Source organism: Acinetobacter equi (assembly GCF_001307195.1).
GTDB lineage: Bacteria > Pseudomonadota > Gammaproteobacteria > Pseudomonadales > Moraxellaceae > Acinetobacter > Acinetobacter equi.
In genome coordinates, this window is the sequence record NZ_CP012808.1 from 1,651,652 (window position 1) to 1,673,051 (window position 21,400).

Genomic DNA, 21,400 nt, shown 5'->3' on the forward strand with positions numbered 1-21,400 from the left:
TAAAAATATAATTAAAAATGATCTACTTATCTCAAATCTCAAATCTCAAATCTCAAATCTCAAATCTCAAATCTCAAATCTTAATATTCGCTTAATATAAAACCTGATAAGTAAGCAAAATATTCACGTAACCATGAGTTGTAGCGTAAATAGAGAGGAGTGGGTGCACTGAGGTTAATAATATTTTGATAACCTTGATGTTCTGCAATTGCTTTGGCACGCATACTATGAAAGTCACTGGTGATAATTGTGATTGGATCAGTTAATTGTATATTTGATGCTTGAAGGATAGGGTGTGAATTGGCGAGATTAAGCTCTGTACTTGTGCTTTTATCTTCAAGTTTTATAAGATTATGTAATTCTGGATATTGTTCTTTAACGTATTGTGCCATGACTTCTGCTTCAGTACGCTGTGCTTTAAAACCTAAACCTCCTGTCATGATGATGATTGCTTGAGGATGATCTTTTGCATATTGTGCAGCAGTATCTAAACGATTTTTTAAAGTAGGCGATGGTTTTCCATTTTCTATGCCACTTCCTAGTACTAATATTGCTTTACTTGGTTTGTTGGAGTCATTGCTATTAATTGAATGCTGGATAAATACAAAAAAGGTAGCAACAGAAAATAGCCAAAGAAAAAATCCAGTCCATAAGAATTTATAAACTCGTATTTTATAATTTGTTTGTTGGAACCATTGATAAATCGTATTAAAAAAGAATGCATAGCAAAGTAAAATTAGTCCAATAATTAAAGGTAAAATAGTACCTAAATGCATTTTTTTAAGTAACGTCAGCCAAATACCATCTATAGTTAAGATTAAGCCAAATATAAAACTGAGTATGCGCTTTAGTTTATGATGCATTATATATCTCAAAATATTTATGTATTTTTGATTGTAAATTTAGTGGCTATGAAATGAATTATATAAAAAACCGAGCACGATGGCTCGGTTTAGTTATTTTACACACTATTTAGTAGACATCGCGTTTATAACGACCTTCTTGACGTAATTGGTCTACTGTCGATGTACCTAGAATATCATTTAAGGCTTGATCTACATCGCTAGCCATCCCTTGGATGCTACCGCAAACATAAATCACAGCACCATTTGCAATCCATGCTTTGAGTTCATCTGCATTGTGAGTCAATTTATGATGAACATAAATTTTCTCAGCTTGGTCTCGAGAGAAAGCAAGATCAAGTTTCTTTAACATTCCCATACGTTGCCAAACTTCAATGGTTTCTTGAAAGAAGAAATCATGTGCTTGTTGACGCTCACCAAAAATGAGCCAGTTTTGTTCATAATTATGGCGAACACGGGTTTGTAATAAACTGAGTAGACCTGCTATGCCTGTACCGTTACCAATACAGATAATTGGACGATTATCATTGATTAAATGGAATGATTCATTTTTACGAATACGTAATGCAATGTGTGCATTTAGTGGGGCATATTGCGTGAGCCAACCTGATCCTAAACCAAGTTCACCATTGGCATCAGATTGCTGACGCACAACTAAACGAAGAACTTGTTGGCTAGGAATACTTGCAATTGAGTATTCACGAGATGGCAAGTCGGAAAGTTGCTCAAATAGATGTTCCATATTGGCGAATGGTTCAATTTCTGTGCTGAGGTTTTTATCCCAAAGCGCTGTTTGAATGTTTACACCTAAATGTTCAACAAATGTATTTTCAGCAATTTGATACTGTTTTAAGAAGTTTTTAATGCGTTCAGCGCTATTACCTGGCTGAATTTCTGCAATATCACCAGCTTCCCATACAATATCGAGTGGAGTGGTTAGCTCAATATTAAAGGCAGGTGCGCCTAAACTATTTGGGTTAAGCAGGGTACGTTTTGATAATATCCATGTATCAAAAGTTTTATCTAGCTTTTTAGCTTGTAAATCTAAGTGTGTTGCTTTTGCTAAGGCATCATTCCAAGCTTGAATATCTTTAGGATTTGCATTATCTACCTCAATTAAGTTGAACAAAGATTTTGCATGATTTGCTTGTAACCATTGATCAATTTGATGACCAAAACTACAGTAACTCTCAGGATATTCTTGAGAACCTAATGCCAAAACTGCATATTCAAGATGAGATAAATCAACTTGTGTACTGAGTATTTTCTTAGCAAAAACATTGGCTAAGTCTGGTGCTTCACCAGTACCATAGGTACTTGCAATGAATAAAATTTGCTCAGCTTGTTGAATATCATCTAAAGTTAAATCTTGTACTGGTTTAACAGTCGTAGGTTGATGAGCTTCTTGAAGGCTAGTTGCTGTATTCCATGCGAGTTGTTCAGAAACACCTGTTTGTGTCGCATAAGCAATTAACCAAGGTTTTGCATTTGGGTCAATGCTTATATTAGATACTGAGTTCTTGGCAGCTAAAGTAAGTTTTTTTTGCTTACGACGTTTTAAATAAAGCATCCATCCTGTGACAAAAAATAGAGGCATAGCTAAAGAAGCAAGCATTGCAAAGAACTGATAGACAGGACCAAAAAAACTTCCTCTATGAACAGGTAACATACTGCTCATAATTTTTTCATTCAGTTTTTTATCTTCATATAATTCTAAAGTAGTGACTTCAGAGGTTTGATAATTATAAATTGCTTTATTTCGTGCACGTTCATGCTGAGGCGTGGCATCAACAAAACTTAACTCAATTTCATTATTATTCTTTTTAGGGATATTGAATGTGAGTGATGAGTAATCACGGCCAATTTTTTCATTAAAATTAGACCAAGATTGATTTAGAGCAATATGAATGGTTTCTACAGATAGTTCTTTATTTTCTCGTTTCTTATCGTGATTTTCAGGTGCTGAGTGTTCAGAATTTACTTTTTGAGTACGTTCAGTATTTCCTTGGTGTTCAGGCTTATGCTCATTTTGCCCACCTTTAGGTATCGATCCAGTTATTTGCATTTGTGCTTGAGGACGTTCTACTCCAAGTACTTTGAACATTCCACTACGCCACCAATCATATGACCAATAGAGACCTGTACATGCAAGAATCAGATAGAAAATAATAACCCAAGTTCCTACAACGGCATGTAAGTCCCAAAGGAAATTGCGACCTTTTAATTGAGGTTTAATAGCCAGCCATTGTTTGATTGTATGTTTTTTAGGCCAGCGTAAATATAGACCACTTAATACAAAGAAAATTAGAATTAATGCACAAGCGCCTGTAATCTGCTTACCAACTGGTCCAATCGTTAAGTTACGGTGTAATTGTTGAATGAATTGGAAAAATTCTTGGCCCTTTATTTCAGGCAAAATTTCTGCTGAATATGGGTTAATCATGATATTTTTACCACGACGAGCACCTTCTTTTACAATATTGACTGAAGATGAGGCGCTGGCATCATGTGCAATTGTAATGCTATTGATTTTATATTCAGGTGTATTTTCTTGAAAATGCTGAAAAATTTGAGCAGGTGTGAGTTTTGGTTTATTTTCGATGTGAACAACATAGCTGTCTTGATTCATCCATTTGAGGATTTGTTGTTCATAAGAGTAAATTGCACCAGTAACTCCCATTAAAGCAAGTATTAAACCTGCTGAAATGCCAAGAAACCAATGTAGTTGGAAAAATATTTTTTTGACCATGGTTATAGACTAGTTGGATTATGCTGGCGCTATTATAAAAGAATATTTTAGAAATAATATGTAGATTATAAATAATATTAATTCTTATTACGATTTAGGCGTTATTAATAGTATAAAAAAACCTCCTATTAGAAGGAGGTTTTTTAAAACTCTAAATTAGACTAATTTAGCCGAACCTACGGTTTCATTTAAATGTGTACGAATCGTTTTAAATGAGAAATTTTTAGTATCTAAACGCTTCGGTAGGATATAAGCACCTTGCTGACCTTTTACTTTGAAGTTAACTAACATGAATTCAGGTGTGTCATACCATTCATAAATGTCTTTCCAAGAAATTGCACCCACACCTTCTTGTTGTCCCATTTGTTGACGCATAACAAGACCATGAGGTTGCACACCTAGGCGAATACCTTTAATTTCTTGAACAGGATATTCATTCATTTTACGTTTTACATACCATTCAAGACCGAATTTACGGATAAGGTAGTAAAGGACAACACATGAAATGGCAACCCAACAAAATGCAGTTGAATAACCTTTTAATAAGATAATACCTAAAATTGAAAGTGCTATGACAGCACCCATAATTAACCAAGCCTTAGTGCCAATTTTATTGGTACTGCGCCAAATGACAAGTTGAGCATGGCGTTGTTCAGCCTCAGAAATTTCATAATTTATAGGCTGTAAAGTGTAAGCGTAAACGTTTTTAGCGGTCATAATGAAAATAACAAATTGAAACTAGAAAAAGTGTAGCATTATTTAAACCATTACAGGAGTACATTGTCGTAAATTCATCCTATTTATAATGAGGCAAGTTCAGTTGAGTTTCGATCTTGCTCATGGCTTAAGCTCTGCTTTAGGTGGCTAATTTGATTTAACATGCTAAGCATTAATGAGATTTGTTGTAAAATAATAAGAGACTTTTGATCGTCATCACTATTTAAACTTAATCTCTGACGAATGGTGTGTAGCATATTTTGAGAGCTAAGATCAGGAACCTCATCTCTTAATAAGGCGCCTTGAATATCATCAAAAGCTTTATCTAACACAATTAATATTTCAGCATCTTCAATTTTTTCTCTATGAGCACCTAATGCAGCAATATAACTGAGTAATGTATGATTTAAGCATAAAAACTCAAAGGCTTGTGCTTTTTGAGATGGCTCAAAGTCTGGCTCTGTAGCAAGTGTTGAAATAAGAGAAGCCACGTCTGCATCTGTATTGTGAGCAGCACGACGTACAATGCGATAATTTAAGCCATTATTGCGTCCCGTTTTATACTGTTGAATAACTTCTGCTAAATAATTGCATTGAGCATTGAGTGAGCGTGAAATGGTTCTTGGTAAACGTCTGAATTTCCAATCTGGAAAAATATACGTTACACCTAACCATGCAAGCCCACAACCGATGAGCGTATCAATCATTCGAGGAATGGCGGCCTCAAACCCTAATCCATCTAAATTAAAATTTATAAGTGCTAAGATAGTAATAAAGGCAGTGGCTTGAGCATATTGCTTACTGCGTAAATCAAAAAATAGTACGCCACTGATAATAAGTAAGAGTAATTGCCCTTCAATAGATGGAATAAAAAATAGAATGGCATAACCAATAATAATACCGATCAGGGTTCCTACTACACGTAATCTCAGGCGTCGCTTTGTCGCATTAAAGTTAGGTTGAATCACAAATAATGCGGTGAGTAAAATCCAGTAACCATATTGAATGTCTGTTAACTGGACGAAAATATAAGCTACAAGTAAAACTAAAGATAAGCGAATTGCGTGACGAAATAATACAGATTCTGGTGTTAAATTTTGCTTAATACGAATGACAATATCATCCCAACCTTTTAAGTCATCATCCTTTAATTGATTTTCCATGTGCTTGGCTTTATCAAACTTGATATTTCGCTCTGTTTCTAGGTTACGTAATTGAGCATCAATTGATTTTAAGTTTTGATATAGCGCTGCAAGTGCATTGACCCAAACAATATCGTATTTATTTTCAGAGCGAAGTTTTTCAATTGATGTTTTTAAATTCTGAAAAGCATGTTTAAAGCGTGTGTTATGTTTATAGGTTTCACGTTTTAAAATGCTATCTGCTAAATCTTTACAGGCCTTTCCTTGCAATGACAATATCCGCTGAAAGCGAAATAAGATGTCACTATGTTCAAAAATTTTAGCAAGTTTAGGATAGTCAATATGTGCGGAGTCTGCTCGTTCATGTATATCTTGAGCAACAAAATAATATTGTAAGCTACGTCGTGTATCTTTTTGCCCACGATCACCTTTTAAGCGAGTGAGCAATGCTGTTTTCATATTATTAAAAATGGTAATAAGTTTTCCATTTTCTAAAGATAAATCGATCATACTTTGTTGATAGCTTTTTTGTGTCATATCAACATCAAAAAAATTTGACTTAGAAAATAGAAAATTACCTAAAGATGAATAGCATAATGACAGACGATCTTGAACCTCTCTGACAGGAAAAAGTAAGAAACTAATCGTAGAAATTAAGCCATACCAAGCAGCGCCAATGACAAGTAATGATGGTTGGATATACCATTCTTCAAATAAGTTTACACCTAACATGGAATAAACAGAGACGACTAAGCATCCATATGAAATTGTAGTATATCGTCGACCTAAAGAACCTAATAAGATTAAACCAATACAAGAAATAATGAGCCCACATGCAAATAAAATAGGATGAGGGAATAAAAGTTGTATGGATGTTGCTGTAATAAAAAAACCAATATAAGTATAAAGTTGATTTAAAATTCGGACAGAAAAACGATCATCAATATCACTAATTCCTGCTGCAACAACACCTAATGTTAAAGGAATCGTTGCAAGTTGATTGCCAAGAAAATAAGGAACAAAAGCTGTACCAGCAAATGCAATAATCATTCGACAGTTGTACATAAATGTCGTGTTATATGTAACTTGCTGTAGACGTTTAAGCCAAGATTTCAAAATCAATCCTTAATTGTTATAGCTGTAATTAAGTTATCTGTGCGAATCATACTATGACATCAAATTCTTGTCTTTAAGCGATCGTTACATTATTTAGATTTTCAAGCAATTTTTTGTGTTTGACTACTTTTGATCTAAAAAGGATTATATACATAATTGAATAAAATGTATGATGTAGAGTGAGCACTAAATCTTTTAATATATAGAGAATTGTTGCATGATGGCTTTGTGTATTAGAAAGAAAAGTTTAAAGTTTTTTTGATATTAATTAACCTTTTTGATACAAAGAACAAAAAATATACACTTGAATGTTATTTTATTATTTTTATAAAAAATAATGATATAAAAATAAAGATAAGTAAAATTGATATTTTATTATAAATAATTCAAGAAAAATGATTTTCATATTGAAAGGAACTTGATAGATTAAGCAGGTATTCAGATATTTTATTACAAAATAATATCGAGTATATGTGAATATCACATGTGTGATAACAATCTGTGTTTTAAAGCAATGTGTAGCTGTAAGTTACTTTGAACTTGGAATAAGAGCTAGCTTAAGGGACTAAATACACGGATGCATTTTAAAAATTGGAGAATTTAATGAGTCAATTTCTTACTGGGAAATTTTTAGCAAAAAGCTTGGCGGTTACCATTTCAGCATTAATGTTTAGTGTGACTGCAAGTGCAGCAACATCTGAACAGCAACAAATTCAAGAGTTACGTAAAGAAATTGAAGCGCTTAAAGCGCTTGTATTACAACAACAGCAAGTACAAAAAACTCAAGCAGTGCAAATTGAGCAAGTAAAAGCTAAACCTGCTGCGACATCATCTTCTATTCCTACTGCGCTTACTTCAAAAGGTGGTGCTGAAGTTAAAGTTTACGGTTTCGTTCGTGGTGATGCAAACTACATTATTGATGGTGCAGATGATGACTTCAATAATGTTGCACGTACAACTGATGCAAATACTGTTAAAGATAAATTACGTGCTACTGCAAAAACAACACGTTTAGGCTTAGATTTTAAAACTAAGGTTGAAGGTGCTGATGTAGGTGGTAAAGTTGAAATGGACTTTGCAGGTTCTAATGATACTGTACGTTTACGTCATGCCTATTTAACTTATAATAATTGGTTGGTAGGCCAAACAACATCAAACTTCTTATCTAACCATGCACCATTTATGATTGACTTTGGTACAAACGTAGGTGGTGGTACAGCTCGTATTCCTCAAGTTCGTTATGGTGTAAATCTTGCACCTACCACTAAACTTTTCTTTGCTGCTGAAGAAGGTGATAGCTCAGGTGAATATGGTACAAAATATCGTGTGCCTGTTGTAACAGCAAAATTGGTACAAGAGTTTGCTGAAGGTAAAGGTAATGCATCTGCACGTGCTTTAGTTGAATATTATAAATCAGATACAATTGATAAGAGTAAAGCAGGTTGGGGCTTAGCGGGTGGTGTAACTTATCAGGTTATCGATCCGTTAAAATTAACTGCTGATGTATCTTATGTAAAAGGTGATAATAAATATTTATATGGTACAAATGCTTCAAATGCATATGTTGTAGATGGAGATAGTATTGAGCAAAATGAAATTTGGGCAGTACAAACAGGCTTAACTTATAGCATTTTACCTAATTTAAAATCAACCATCGGTTATGGTGCATTATTTGCTGATGATGACAGTAAATATGCAGAGTTAAATCGTAATAATGATTTAGCGAATAAAAAAGTGCAACAAGCTTGGGTTAATGTAGTTTATTCTCCAGTTAAACCACTTGAATTTGGTATTGAATATGTTAATGGTGAACGTAAAAACTTTGCCGGTAAAAAATATGATGATGACCGTATTGGTTTAATGGCTAAATACAGCTTCTAATATTTAGTTGAGTTCATAAACTAAAAAGCAGAGTGTAAACTCTGCTTTTTTATATATGTGATGTTTGTTTTTATATATGTGATGTTTGTTTTGATATGGGTTATGGAGTTTTTATATTGTGTAATGTTAAATAAGAATTAAAAAGAATATTCTAACAATATAATTTTAATCATATTAATTGGCTTTTAATAAGTAAATACAAATGTTTTTTTGTGATTTTGTTTGTGTTTTTTGTAAAAAATATATATCTCGTGAATCTTCATAAATTACACTACAAGATTGGATACAGAGTGTTCTTGTAATACAAAAATTAGCTTTTAGTCTCTATAAGGACAAATTCTATGGAATTTACTTTTAACGCCTATTACACATTAATCGCGGCGGTTATTGTTTTATTATTAGGACGCTTTTTGGTCAATAAAATTGATTTTTTAAAGCGATATAATATTCCTGAGCCAGTTGCGGGTGGTTTAGTAGCAGCAATTTTGTCACTCGTGGTGCATCAGTTTTGGGGATATAGCATTACAACGAGTAGTGAATTGCAAACAAGTTTCATGCTTATTTTCTTTGCATCAATTGGTTTAAGTGCAAATTTTGCAAAATTAAAAGAAGGTGGAATAGCTTTAGTTATTTTCTTAATAGCTGTTTCTGCATTCATTATGGTGCAAAACTTTGTTGGTATGAGTCTTGCGACTGTGTTGGGGCTTGATCCTCTTATAGGTTTAATTGCTGGTTCGATTACGTTGACTGGTGGTCACGGTACTGCTGGTGCTTGGGGGGAAATATTTGAGGTTAATTATGGTATTCAAGGGGCAGTTGCTTTAGGTATGGCAAGTGCAACATTTGGTTTAATCATTGGTGGTATTATAGGTGGTCCATTAGCAAAATTATTGATTAATCGCTATTCATTATCAACACCAAGAACGAATGATCAAATAGAAAAACAAGATAATACACCTGAAGATATTAGCTCGACTGAATATGTACCATTCGAATATCCACATCGTGTGCGTTTAATTACAGCGGATAATGCAATTACAACGTTAGGCTTATTTGCAATTTGTTTAGCATTTGCAGACGTCATGACTGTCCAAATGAAAGGCTCAATGTTGGAGCTTCCAACATTTGTTTGGGCATTGGCTGGTGGTGTTATTATTCGTAATGTTTTAGAAGGTGTATTTAAAATCCAAATTTTTGATCGTGCGATTGATGTATTTGGTAATGCTTCGCTCTCTTTATATCTAGCTATGGCACTGTTATCTTTAAAACTATGGCAATTAGCAGATTTGGCAGGTCCGTTGGTTGTTATTTTGGGTGCTCAAACTATTACAATGGCATTGTATGCAGCATTTGTGACTTTCCGAGTAATGGGCAAAGATTATGATGCAGCTGTATTAACTGCTGGTCATTGTGGTTTCGGTATGGGTGCAACACCAACAGCAGTAGCTAACATGCAAGCAATTACAAACATGTATGGTCCTTCGCATAAAGCATTCTTGATTGTACCTTTATGTGGAGCATTCTTCGTAGATTTAATTAATGCGACTGTAATTCAAGTTATTCTTAAATTCTTTGCCTAGATTCATCTTTTGAAAAATAAAAAAGCCCAATATGCCTATTGGGCTTTTTTATGATCTGATTTAAGTGTTTAAAATTATGTAATATTTCTGTTTGAATAATGTATTTTAAAAAAAATTAGGTATCCATTAAATATTAAACACAGTAATATTTAAGTAGAGTAGATGATCTTTATTTGATAATTTTTATATGAATCGTTAAGGTAAAGTTAATTTTAACTAAACTTTTTTCATTAAAATGTAGTGTAAATTTATAGGTTTTGGTGTAGAGAAATTATGAGAAGTTTTAAATATTTAATTTTATCTTCTTTATGTATTTCCTTTGGGGTAGCTGGGTGCCAAAGTTTACTACCTATTGAAAATGCATCATTATCTCAGGTACAGAATATACACTTAGCTCTACCAGAAGAAAAATTAAATCAGATTGATTTTAGAAAATTAAAATTTAAACATCAAAGACCGATTGTTGCTTTAGTTTTGGGTAGTGGTGGTGCTAGAGGATATGCACATATTGGCGTGATTGATGTTTTAGAAAAGAATGGCATAAAGCCTGATTTTATTGTAGGAACGAGTGCAGGTAGTATAGTTGGTTCTATTTATGCAAGTGGGAAATCAGCAGAAGAGTTGAAAGATATTGCATTAAATTTACAACCCAATGATGTACGTGATTTAACGATAAGATTAAAAGGTTTTTTTGTTGGTGAAAAAGTAGAAAGTTATATCAATAAGCAGGTTGAGTATAAGCAGCTTCAAGAATTAAAAATTCCTATGTATGTTGTTGCAACAGAATTAAAAGAAGGCAGAAAGGCAATATTTAATTATGGGAATACAGGGCAAGCTGTACGAGCATCTATTTCAATACCTAGTATGTTTATACCAGCTAAAATAGGTGAAGAAGAATTTGTAGATGGTGGATTGGTTAGTCCTGTCCCTGTTGAAATTGCACGTGATTTGGGTGCAGATATTGTAATAGCAGTAGATATCTTAGCTCAGCCTGTATATACAGAGACCTCTAATGTGTGGGGGTTATTTAATCAAAATATTAATATCATGCAACAAAATATTGCGCTTTCAGAATTAAAGGATGCAGATATTATTATTCGTCCTGACTTAAGAGAAAAGAATCATATTTTTGATGTAAAGGGTAGAGAAAAAACGATTCAAGAAGGTGTGGATGCTGCGACTAAACAATTATCTTCAATTTTTGAAGTGTTTGAGGTTAAAAAACAGCATTTTAAGAAAACTTTAGATGAAAATCATTACGCCTATTATTAATTCACGTGAATATTAAAATAATAAATTGAGTTGGATTTCCATATAAGCCAATAGTTATAAACTCTGAGTAAACTCATTGGCTTGTATTTATCGATTGTTCAATTTTAATTATACTTAAAAATGATAAAGAAAACTCACTTTGTCGGGACACATAATAAATTGGGTAGAGTATGAAAAAAATTGAATTAGGTGATCATGTTGTTTTGGCAACAATTGAAAATATTACTTTTAAAATTGTTGCAGAAAATACTGATGGTAGTTATGAAATAGAAGCCAAAATTAGTGATGATCAAATTTTAAGATATGGAAATATTTCTAAAGAAATGTTAAGAATTTTAGATTAATTGATTGATTAATTATAAAAGAATTAATGCTAAGACCTTTATAAGTAACTTACTAATGGTTTTAGCATTATTATGTAATTCTTTTTTTAATAATTTATTTTATAATAAAAATATAGTCCTTTGAACTGGACAAGTGATGCAAAATAAAGTGAATTTTTTTAATATTTAATTTCAAATGTTATTTAAAGTACTCTTTTTTTCAAAAACTCAAATTAAAAGCAATTTTATAGAATAATATGCATTTAATAAAATGATAGTGGAATAATTATAAAAAATAATGATGTATTTTTTTTGATTTTAAACAGCTATATCTTAAAAAAAAAGATATAATTTTAACCTTATATCTTATCGTCTTTAAAAGAGTCTAGAGAACATAATGTCCCCATTAGATCAAATTTTACCAATTATGGAAGATCAGTCTGAATTAAACATGTCTGTATTAATGACACCAGATATGGCGAATTTTTCAGGTAATGTCCACGGTGGTACAATTCTGAAGTTATTAGACCAAGCTGCATATGCTTGTGCCAGTCGTTACTCAGGTAGTTATGTCGTTACTCTTTCTGTCGATAAAGTAACATTTAAAGAACCTATTCATGTTGGTGAATTAGTGACATTTCTTGCGAGTGTAAACCATGTTGGTCGTACTTCAATGGAAATAGGTATTCGTGTTGAAGCACAAAATATTCAAAAAAGAACAGTTCGTCATACAAATAGTTGCTATTTCACTATGGTTGCTGTGGATGAAAACGGGAAACCAAAACAAATTCCACCACTTAATTTAGATAATGATTGGAAACGTTGTCGATTTGAGGCTGCTGAACAGCGTAAAGTTGCACGTTTACAAGAAAATCATCATCCATCTTGTAGCATCTATAAAAAGTCATCTACATAAAGAAAAGACCTCATATGAGGTCTTTTTTTTATTGGCGGTGGAGCACTTTGTTATCAACAATCATGCTCCATGTACCATCTGAATTTTGTGTAGGGGCTTGTGATACAACAAATTCGGTAGTAAATGGACCAATACCTGCACTAAAGTTTGCTCCCGAAAATTCACTAATAGGTGCATCAAGTGATGTAGAACGATTGGGTTCTTTATTCTTATAGTCTAGACGACCATCTTGTGAAATAATTAAAGTTGTATTGAAATCTTCAGACTGCCAAGTGCCAATAAAGTTTAATTTATCTTGTGGGATAGGTTTACTACAAGCGACAAGAAACGTTGCAATGAAAAGTATGAAACTAAATTTCTTTAACATGATAGAATCTCTTTTATTTGTCATAGTATTTAGAAAATAAACTCATTATTTTGTTAATTATTGATAGGTAATTTGAACATTTTAAAAGCCAATCTAAGAAAAATAAAAAACTATATATTTTTGAGTTAAATGATTTAAAGATCATAGATAAATTTTATAAAAGAAAAAGTGGATTTTTGTATTTTTATTGATATGTACTTATTTTTTTAAATTATGTGTAGATCTGAATATAAGACCTATGTCTAAGATAATTAAATAAAAAACTTTTGATATTTACTTTAAAATGAAACGATACGTATCGTTTTGTTTGTTGGTGGGGAAATGGAAGATAAATGTTCTAGACGACAGGAAGTGATACTTAAAACGGTTATAGAAATTTTAGAAACAACAGAATATCGTAAATTAACGATTGAAGAAGTCGCTTCAAAAGCAGGGGTAGGGAAATCTACAATTTATCGTTGGTGGGGGCATAAATCTGATTTAGTTTTTGAAGCGTTTAAACAGCAGACAACTTCTGTTTTTAATTTGGATTTCGAAGAAAGTTTAGAGCAAAACTTAATTCAGCAATTATTAAAATTAAATGATGTTCTGCGTCAAGGGGTAGGACGGGCATTACTCGTTGCTATGGCAGAACGTCGTGAAGCAGCTGGTTTGTTTTTTCAGCAATATTTATTGCCACGACGAGAACAAACTAGAAAATTAATTCAAATAGCGATCCAACGAAAAGAAATTAAGGCGGAATATCCCTTTGAGTTAATGCTCGATACGCTTTATGCCCCAATTCATTATCACATTATATTTTTTAATCAAACTCCAAGTGAGCGTTATATCCATGACCTTGTTCAAATGGTCTTAGCTTCTGTGCGCTTTTCTGAATGAAAACCTATTTAAGATGCCAAAATTATGTCAATAATCACTGTAGAATCAAATCGTTTGTGGAATAGAACATTTATTTTATGTGTTTTTAATAATTTGTTTTTATTCACTTATTATTTTGCATTGCTTGCAGTTTTACCTATTTATATCATGAAAGATTTAGGTGGAACTGTCGAACAAGCTGGCTGGGCACTCACGCTATTCTTAATTTCATCAATTGCGATAAGACCATTTTCTGGCTTAATTATCCAAAAAATTGGAAAAAGATTAAGTTTTAGAGGTTCTGAATTTTTCTTTGTACTTTTTGCTTTAAGCTATCTATGGATTGATAGCATGTGGTCTTTATTACTCATTCGGTTTTTACATGGCATATGGTTTAGTGTTTTAACAACAGTTGCCGTTCCAATAGCAAATGACTTTATTCCTGAGCATCGTAAGGGTGAGGGAATGGGCTATTATGTGATGTCTACTAATTTAGGGGTGGTATTTGGTCCATTATTGGCTTTAACTGTTATTCAGTTTGCAAGTTTTAGTACACTATTTGTTGTATTGTCTGGATTAATGGCAATTGGATTAATTTTTTGTTTATGTATTAATGTTAAAGACAGTCCTAAAAATGTTGAACAAGTACAAAGTAAAAAAATAAATTTACACGATATTATTGAAACTAAAGCAATTCCTGTTGGTTTTGTAGCTTTACTGACAGCTTTTGCATATTCAAGTGTAATGAGTTTTATTACGGCTTATAGTGAAGTTAAGCACTTGCTTGCATACACAGGTATTTTCTTCATTGTTTTTGCAGTTTCTATGATTCTTGTGCGTCCTTTGGTTGGGCGTATGTATGATCGAAAAGGTCCTAGCTCTGTTATTTATCCATCATTTATTTTTTTCGCAATTGGTCTTGTCATTGTGAGTTTCTTAAGTAATCAGTGGGTAATGTGGGGATCTGCAATATTTATTGGCATTGGATATGGTTCATTATTTCCGTGCTTACAAACAATAGCGATTCAGTCTGTTTCAAAAGAAAGAATGGGACATTCTATTTCGACCTTTTTTACTTTGTTTGATTTAGGTCTTGCTGTTGGTTCTATTATTATGGGGCTATTTATAGCATGGATGGGCTTTCAAATGACTTATATGATTTGTGCCTTAATTGTTTTATTCACCTTATTATTTTATAAAGTGATGGTTGCTCCAGCATTGGTTAAAAACTAAGTGGTTGAGAAAAAAGCATGGAATTACGACATTTACGCTACTTTATTGCTGTTGCTGAAGAGCTAAATTTTACAAAAGCTGCTCAACGTATGTTTACGGTACAACCTTCATTAAGTCAACAAATTAAAGATTTAGAAACAGAAGTCGGTGTTCAGTTATTAATTCGTTCAAATCGTAAAGTTGAATTAACTCCAGAAGGACATGCTTTCTTAAAACAAGCAAGATTGTCTTTGGAATATGCAGATAAAGCAGTGAGTGATGCAAGATTAGTCGCACAGTCAAATCGTAGTCATTTGAATATTGGTTTTGTACCAGTTGCTGAAATGAAAGTATTTCCTTATATCATGCCTAAAATTCGTGCTCAGTTTCCAGAAATAAAGATTAGTTTTCATAGTTTGACAGATTCAGAGCAGTTCAAAGCATTGAAAAAAGGCGAGGTTGATATTGCTTTTACTCGTTATGTTGATCAGTCTAAAGATATTGAAACAATACAAGTTTTTGATGAGCCATTAACTTTGATTGTACCTAAAGATTCTTTAGAAGCTGATTTGCCTCATATTAGTATTAAAATGTTTAACCAACAAAAATTTGTGATTAGTGATGAATTAGCTTCTCCTCAATTAAATAAGTTAATTCAAGATTATTTTAAGCAATATAAGCTGAACCTCAATATTGTTCAATATTCGACAAATATTTTATTGAATGTGAATTTAGTGGGTATGGGGGTGGGATGGAGTATTGTTCCTGCTTATGTTATTCCACTTTTAGGCGATAAAATCGTGGCAAAAAATACAGTGGAACCTTTGCCAATGATTGGCTTATATGCAAGCTATCGTAAAGACCAAAAAACTGAAGCTATTGATCTTATTTTAAAGGTCTTAAAAGAACAGTTTTATATGGGATTCTTTAACTCTTAATACATATTTTATTTAGTAAAAAATAAGGAAGCCACGATAAATCGTGGCTTCCTTATTAGTAAACTATTAAAGTTTAATTTGCATGTAATTTAGCAAATAATTGATTGCTTACCGTATCCAATGTTTGTGGAATAGCAAGGGCAGCAACAAAGCGGTCTGGACGAAGAATAACAACAGATTCTGAGGTTTTACCGAACCAGCTACGAATGTCTGTGCCTATATCACCAATTGTAATCACATGTTCATGTTGAATGCGGTTCTCATTGTTGAGCTGAACAGCAGGGATTACATTGATAAATTTAACACCTAAATTTTTCCATTTTGCGATATTTTCTTGGCTTAAACCCCATTTAGGATCTACACCCCAAGCAATAATTGCAAAGTCATTACCAATCACTTCATCGAGTAATACTGTTTCACCAGATTCTAATTTTACTTCTGGTTGAATAAACATTTTACCAACAGGTGATTCTTTGTCGCTAGTTAAAACTAATGCACCATCATGATATTTAGGCATTGGCTTAAAGCGCATTTCAAGAAGGTACTGTTTGATTGGTTTTATGTAGTTCAAAACATAGGCAATGCTGTCACGAACAAAACCTTGCCATTTTTTAGGTGGTGCAAGTACATGACCTGCCATAACAGATAAGTCAATCATGGCTTTTGCATGATCTTTACGTTCAATTTGATATGTATCTAACAATGCAGGAGACGCTTTACTTTGAACAACTAAAGCAACTTTCCATGCTAAGTTGAATGCATCTCGCATACCACTGTTATAACCTTGACCTTGCCATACAGGCATGATGTGTGCAGCATCACCAGCAAGTAAAATACGGTCTACACGGAATTTGTCTGCAATACGTGCATTATGTGTATACACACGCTCACGAATGACTTCAATTCCATCAGTTGTAGGTAAAACTTTTGAAAGCAATTTTGCAATATTTTCTGGTTTGCTTAGTTCTTCTTGAGTTTCGCCAGGCATCACCATGAATTCGAAACGACGTATACCGTGAGGAAGTGCTGCTGAAACATAAGGGCGAACAGGATCACAACATAAGTAAATATGAGGTGTTGCCAAAGGATCATTTTCAATATCCACTACAATCCATTGGTTCGGTGCAGTCTTACCATCAAAGCCAATATTCAATGTACGACGTACAATTGAGTTGCCGCCATCACAAGCAATTAAATATTGCGCACGAATAGTTTCTTTGTTTTTATCTTTTGTTTCGATATGCAATGTTACGCCATTTGAATCTTGGTTAAATTCTGTCAACTGGCGAGAAAATAATACTTGAGTATTTTTATATTGTTTTAATCCTTCAAGTAAAACGTTATCTACTTGAGGTTGAATAAATGCATTACGACGTGGGAAACCAAATTCACGAGTCATTGGTTGAATATCTGCAAAACAACGACCTTTTGGCGTTAAAAAACGCATCGCATGGTTAGGTGTTGTATGCGGCAGAACTTTTTCAATTAACCCTAATGATTGAATAGTTCTTAATGATTCATCATCAATACCGATAGCTCTAGGATAATCAATGAGTGTATCAAGCTGTTCAATAATAGTGACTTGAATTCCTTGTTTACTTAAATAATTCGCAATTGTTAAGCCAACTGGTCCGGCACCTAAAATAGCAACTTCAGTTGTGAAATTTGTGGTATTAGTCATAGCGAATGTCCATTTATCAATTCACGTTTAATCGTATTAACGTTGAGAATTGATATTTAGACAAGCTAGTCTATAGTTTAAAGTAATACTAATAATAACTTTTAAAAGTGATTTTAATAATATAAGGTATTGAAATATATTGTTATATGTTTTTTTGTGCTATTTCTATTAGTAATGCAATGATCATTAATTTCTATGATGAATAATTGCTTCGAAAGAAAACTGAATTACCTTGGTAATTCAGTTTTAGGCTTTGGACTTAAGGGGGGGAGATTTATCAATAAATTTATAGATTAATTATTTTTTCTTGGTCTCTTCCTCATATTTATATTTAATTGCATCTGGTTTCAAAAGAACAGTCTCTGTAGTCCCTTCTTTTGTTGTATGAGATTTATGTGTGGTTTCAGTTTGAGGTTTTATTGCTGGCTTTTCAGTAGTTGTTGTAGTTTTTACTTCTGTTGTGACTGATGGTAAAACTTTTGGAGTTTCTTCTGCTGCAAATAATGTATTCGCAGAAACCGTAAGTAAAGCTGTTGTTAAAATTTGAGATAATTTCATTATTGTGCATCCTAATATTTATAAAGTTAATTTCATACTGTTCATCACATCAGCATGAAGATATTTATCGTACGTAGCGAAAATATATAGGGCAATATGGTTCACAAAGAGAAACAGTTTTGATTACTTTCAAAATACAAAAAGCAGAATAATGTCAATTTTTGTTAGGCAAAATATAATATTTTAAAGAAAAGATAATATAAAAAATGAGAATATCTGGTTTGAAAGAAATTTTGATATACAAAGAAATAACATTTGAATTAATTCGGATATATATTATGAGGTTTTATATAAAATAAAATGTAATTAAATATTTCATATATTGCAAATATAAATAGATAATAAAAATTTGGAAATTATATTTAATTTTCCTGTTATTTATTATTGGCATGATTTAAAAAATCAAATTCTATTCATATTCTATAGTTTTAAAATGAGAAGATTAAGCTGAATTGCTGATGCAATTCAGCCTTTATTTAAATGAATATTGATATATAAAATAATTATTTTGTATGTGGTGTAGTTTCTACAGTTGCTTCAGAAGCAGGCATTTCAGTTGCTGCTGAGCTTGCAGTAGATTCTTCATTAATTGTCACAACAGTTTCTGGTGTCGCAGAAATAATTACTTCTTCTTCAGAAAGCACAGGAACTTGAGCAGTTGTTTTTTCAGTGTTTGCAAATGTTGTAGCAGCGGCAGTTGCGATTGTTGAAGCAAGTAAAATTTGTGCAAATTTCATAGTAGCATCCTTCATTAATAATAAAAGTTCATATTTATCATCACTTAAACATGAACGGACTCATCCTAGATAATTTTTAGTTTAATATGCAATTAAAATCACAAAGTAAAACGATTTAGTTACATAGAGCTTACATAATTGTTTTTAATGTAATAATTTTGTGATATTTGATGTAATATTCATCATTATTTGTATCAAAATATATATTATATTTTCTTTGTATCGTTTAATTTTTATTCTAAATTAAAAGTATAGTATCAAATATATACTCTAAATATTTTAAAACACGGTCAAAATAGCTAATTTTAGAATTAATTCTTCTCGTTATTTTATTTCAAATTAGATTGAATATCATAAAAATATTGATAGCATAGAAATAAGATTTAAGTAAAGATGAAAAGTTGTTGTGAAAATATCGCCAATACAACGTATTCCCACTCATATTATTTCAGGGTTTCTTGGAGCAGGGAAAACAACCCTTCTTAAATCTTTATTAACTCAAAAGCCTGAAAATGAAGTTTGGGCAGTAGTCATGAATGAGTTTGGTCAAATAGGCGTAGATCAGCTTCTATTGGTAAATGAAGATGGTTATGCCATTCGAGAATTGCTTGGTGGTTGTTTATGTTGTAGTAGTCAACTCAGTATGCAAGTGACATTATCTCGTTTATTGAGTGATACAAAACCACATCGTATCTTTATAGAGCCTACTGGGTTAGGACATCCTGCACAAATTATTGAACAGTTGACTGAGCCACATTGGCAGACTCGTTTAGATGTTAGAAGTCCAGTAACAGTGGTTGATGGTTCTCGTTTGCATGAGAGTGAATGGGTACAGCAAAATTTGTATCAAGATCAATTAAAAGCAGCACAAATTATTGTGGTATCTCATCAAGATTTAATGAATGAGCAAGATATTAATTCACTTGAGTTACTAAAAGTAGAATATCAAGCCTATGCTCAAGAATGGCTTATGGCTTCTCAAGGGAATATTCAATTACAGGATATTGATTTTTCTTTTAAAGGTACTCAACGCAAAATTCAACCATTATTGAGTATTCAAAAAACATTCGCTTCAGATCAAATTGTTCCTGAAATAAAGCAATTGCCTTATCACTATATTGAAACAGCACAAGGTTATAGTGTGGCAGGGTGGAAATTTTCAAAACGACTTCAGTTTCATTTTTATGATGTTTTAGATTTATTATGTGAGCAGCAAGATTGGTTAAGAATTAAAGCAATTTTCTATACAGATCAGGGATGGAAAGCATTTAATTTTAATCCAGAGCAATTTAATTATCAGACCACAGATGAAAGTATTGATAATCGGGTTGAAATTATTTATCGCGGTGAACGAGATTGGAGTGAATTTGAAGCACAGCTTTTGTCTTATCAAATATCTAAGTCTTAAAAGTGTGATTAGAATTTAGAAAAAATAGCGATAAAATCAGGTATGCTAGGCGCCAAGTTTGAGGAACATTTTATGGCGTTAAAAGCGACAATTTATAAGGCAGATTTGAATATAGCCAATATGGATAGTCATCAATATGGTGATTATCAATTTACAATGGCATTACATCCATCAGAAACGATTGAACGCTTAATGGTGCGTGTTTTAGCTTATGCAAAATATGCCGATGAAGCATTAGAATTCACGAAAGATTTATTTGAAACTGATGAACCTGCGCTTTGGGAAAAAGATTTAACTGGTCAATTGGTAAAATGGATTGAAGTAGGTTGTCCAGATGAAGATAAAGTGAAAAAAGCGGCTGCACGTTGTAAGCAAGTAGCCGTGATTACTTATGGTTCATCTGTAAATGAATGGTATAAACGCAGCAGCAAGTTAAAAACATTGAAAAATGTTGAAGTTTGGCAATTATCTGAAGCGACAACAAATGCAATTCAGGCATTGTGTGAGCGTACAATGCAGTTGCAATTGAATGTGATGGATGGTGAGTGGACACTCATTGGCGATCAAGCACAAGCAACAATTGAGTGGACTCAATTACAGTAATTTTGAAAGATAGTGAAGAGTTTTTATTATGACTACTGAATTAGAAATTATCGACTTAAAAATAGGTGAAGGTAAAGAAGCAGTAAAAGGTGCTTTAATTACGACACATTATACAGGTTGGTTAGAAGATGGTACGAAGTTCGACTCTTCAATTGATCGTGGTAATTATTTTGAATGTGTAATTGGTACTGGCCGAGTAATTAAAGGTTGGGATCAAGGTATTATGGGAATGAAAGTTGGCGGTAAGCGTAAACTGATTGTTCCTGCACATTTGGCTTATGGTAGCCGTAAGATGGGGAATATTATTCCTGCCAATTCAAATTTAATTTTTGAAATTGAATTATTTGATGTAAAAACAAGAGATTAATCATTGTAAATAAGATTAATCAAGTGTTTAAAGAGCTTCTTCTAAATGTTTAGATGAAGCTCTTTTTTAATGAAAAATAGTGAAATAAGTCCCTATAAAACAAACTGTATTG

The 21,400-nt window shown here is 32.5% G+C and carries 19 protein-coding genes; 11 read left to right on the forward strand and 8 right to left on the reverse strand.

Features of this window, described 5'->3' with window-relative positions; genetic code table 11:
* Nucleotides 1-80: 80 nt before the first annotated feature.
* The 4 genes from AOY20_RS07855 to yccS form a co-directional block, all read right to left on the reverse strand.
* Entirely contained in the window at nt 81-863 is a 783-nt protein-coding gene (locus AOY20_RS07855) for a YdcF family protein (RefSeq protein ID WP_054581339.1), read from the reverse strand.
* Between the two features lie 109 nt (nt 864-972).
* Nucleotides 973-3,612, reverse strand: a complete 2,640-nt coding sequence (locus tag AOY20_RS07860) for a PepSY domain-containing protein (RefSeq protein ID WP_054581340.1) — start codon at nt 3,610-3,612, stop codon at nt 973-975.
* A gap of 156 nt (nt 3,613-3,768) precedes the next feature.
* Nucleotides 3,769-4,329 carry a YcxB family protein gene (locus AOY20_RS07865; protein ID WP_054581341.1) on the reverse strand — a complete coding sequence of 187 codons (561 nt, stop codon included), beginning with the start codon at nt 4,327-4,329 and terminating at the stop codon, nt 3,769-3,771.
* 83 nt (nt 4,330-4,412) lie between these two features.
* Nucleotides 4,413-6,587 carry a YccS family putative transporter gene (gene yccS, locus AOY20_RS07870; RefSeq protein WP_054581342.1) on the reverse strand — a complete coding sequence of 725 codons (2,175 nt, stop codon included), beginning with the start codon at nt 6,585-6,587 and terminating at the stop codon, nt 4,413-4,415.
* 603 nt (nt 6,588-7,190) lie between these two features.
* Here yccS and AOY20_RS07875 point away from each other — a divergent pair.
* The 5 genes from AOY20_RS07875 (at nt 7,191) to AOY20_RS07890 (ending at nt 12,559) form a co-directional block, all read left to right on the forward strand.
* Nucleotides 7,191-8,468: a DcaP family trimeric outer membrane transporter gene (locus AOY20_RS07875; protein ID WP_054581343.1), complete on the forward strand. Its 1,278-nt coding sequence runs from the start codon at nt 7,191-7,193 to the stop codon at nt 8,466-8,468.
* A 341-nt stretch (nt 8,469-8,809) separates the two neighbouring features.
* The gene (gltS, locus tag AOY20_RS07880) at nt 8,810-10,048 is read left to right on the forward strand and encodes a sodium/glutamate symporter (RefSeq protein WP_054581344.1); all 1,239 of its coding nucleotides are present in this window, start codon (nt 8,810-8,812) and stop codon (nt 10,046-10,048) included.
* A 273-nt stretch (nt 10,049-10,321) separates the two neighbouring features.
* Nucleotides 10,322-11,320 carry a patatin-like phospholipase family protein gene (locus tag AOY20_RS07885; protein ID WP_054581345.1) on the forward strand — a complete coding sequence of 333 codons (999 nt, stop codon included), beginning with the start codon at nt 10,322-10,324 and terminating at the stop codon, nt 11,318-11,320.
* A 170-nt stretch (nt 11,321-11,490) separates the two neighbouring features.
* Nucleotides 11,491-11,664: a hypothetical protein gene (locus AOY20_RS14735; RefSeq protein WP_158319992.1), complete on the forward strand. Its 174-nt coding sequence runs from the start codon at nt 11,491-11,493 to the stop codon at nt 11,662-11,664.
* A gap of 376 nt (nt 11,665-12,040) precedes the next feature.
* Complete coding sequence (locus AOY20_RS07890) at nt 12,041-12,559, forward strand: acyl-CoA thioesterase (RefSeq protein ID WP_054581346.1); 519 nt, start codon at nt 12,041-12,043, stop codon at nt 12,557-12,559.
* A 28-nt stretch (nt 12,560-12,587) separates the two neighbouring features.
* On the opposite strand, the gene AOY20_RS07895 is transcribed toward AOY20_RS07890, so the two are convergent.
* Nucleotides 12,588-12,926, reverse strand: a complete 339-nt coding sequence (locus tag AOY20_RS07895; RefSeq protein ID WP_054581347.1) for a hypothetical protein — start codon at nt 12,924-12,926, stop codon at nt 12,588-12,590.
* A 321-nt stretch (nt 12,927-13,247) separates the two neighbouring features.
* Here AOY20_RS07895 and AOY20_RS07900 point away from each other — a divergent pair, with 321 nt between their 5' ends.
* Genes AOY20_RS07900 through AOY20_RS07910 form a run of 3 tightly spaced genes read left to right on the forward strand, consistent with a single transcriptional unit; the run spans nt 13,248 to nt 15,934 of the window.
* The gene (locus AOY20_RS07900) at nt 13,248-13,805 is read left to right on the forward strand and encodes a TetR/AcrR family transcriptional regulator (protein WP_054581348.1); all 558 of its coding nucleotides are present in this window, start codon (nt 13,248-13,250) and stop codon (nt 13,803-13,805) included.
* Between the two features lie 33 nt (nt 13,806-13,838).
* Nucleotides 13,839-15,017, forward strand: a complete 1,179-nt coding sequence (locus AOY20_RS07905) for an MFS transporter (RefSeq protein ID WP_081403422.1) — start codon at nt 13,839-13,841, stop codon at nt 15,015-15,017.
* Between the two features lie 17 nt (nt 15,018-15,034).
* Nucleotides 15,035-15,934 (forward strand): LysR substrate-binding domain-containing protein, encoded by a 900-nt coding sequence (locus AOY20_RS07910; protein WP_054581350.1) that lies wholly within the window; start codon nt 15,035-15,037, stop codon nt 15,932-15,934.
* A gap of 73 nt (nt 15,935-16,007) precedes the next feature.
* Here AOY20_RS07910 and AOY20_RS07915 read toward each other — a convergent pair whose 3' ends face one another.
* The 3 genes from AOY20_RS07915 to AOY20_RS07925 all read right to left on the reverse strand — a co-directional run bounded on the left by AOY20_RS07915 (nt 16,008) and on the right by AOY20_RS07925 (nt 18,910).
* Nucleotides 16,008-17,615: a bifunctional 3-(3-hydroxy-phenyl)propionate/3-hydroxycinnamic acid hydroxylase gene (locus tag AOY20_RS07915; RefSeq protein WP_054581351.1), complete on the reverse strand. Its 1,608-nt coding sequence runs from the start codon at nt 17,613-17,615 to the stop codon at nt 16,008-16,010.
* Between the two features lie 297 nt (nt 17,616-17,912).
* The gene (locus tag AOY20_RS07920) at nt 17,913-18,173 is read right to left on the reverse strand and encodes a hypothetical protein (RefSeq protein WP_054581352.1); all 261 of its coding nucleotides are present in this window, start codon (nt 18,171-18,173) and stop codon (nt 17,913-17,915) included.
* 503 nt (nt 18,174-18,676) lie between these two features.
* Nucleotides 18,677-18,910 (reverse strand): hypothetical protein, encoded by a 234-nt coding sequence (locus AOY20_RS07925; RefSeq protein ID WP_054581353.1) that lies wholly within the window; start codon nt 18,908-18,910, stop codon nt 18,677-18,679.
* Between the two features lie 406 nt (nt 18,911-19,316).
* Here AOY20_RS07925 and AOY20_RS07930 point away from each other — a divergent pair, with 406 nt between their 5' ends.
* The 3 genes from AOY20_RS07930 to AOY20_RS07940 all read left to right on the forward strand — a co-directional run bounded on the left by AOY20_RS07930 (nt 19,317) and on the right by AOY20_RS07940 (nt 21,288).
* Nucleotides 19,317-20,318 carry a CobW family GTP-binding protein gene (locus tag AOY20_RS07930; protein WP_054581354.1) on the forward strand — a complete coding sequence of 334 codons (1,002 nt, stop codon included), beginning with the start codon at nt 19,317-19,319 and terminating at the stop codon, nt 20,316-20,318.
* 72 nt (nt 20,319-20,390) lie between these two features.
* Nucleotides 20,391-20,921 (forward strand): YaeQ family protein, encoded by a 531-nt coding sequence (locus tag AOY20_RS07935; RefSeq protein WP_054581355.1) that lies wholly within the window; start codon nt 20,391-20,393, stop codon nt 20,919-20,921.
* Between the two features lie 28 nt (nt 20,922-20,949).
* Nucleotides 20,950-21,288: an FKBP-type peptidyl-prolyl cis-trans isomerase gene (locus AOY20_RS07940; RefSeq protein ID WP_054581356.1), complete on the forward strand. Its 339-nt coding sequence runs from the start codon at nt 20,950-20,952 to the stop codon at nt 21,286-21,288.
* Nucleotides 21,289-21,400 lie beyond the last annotated feature (112 nt).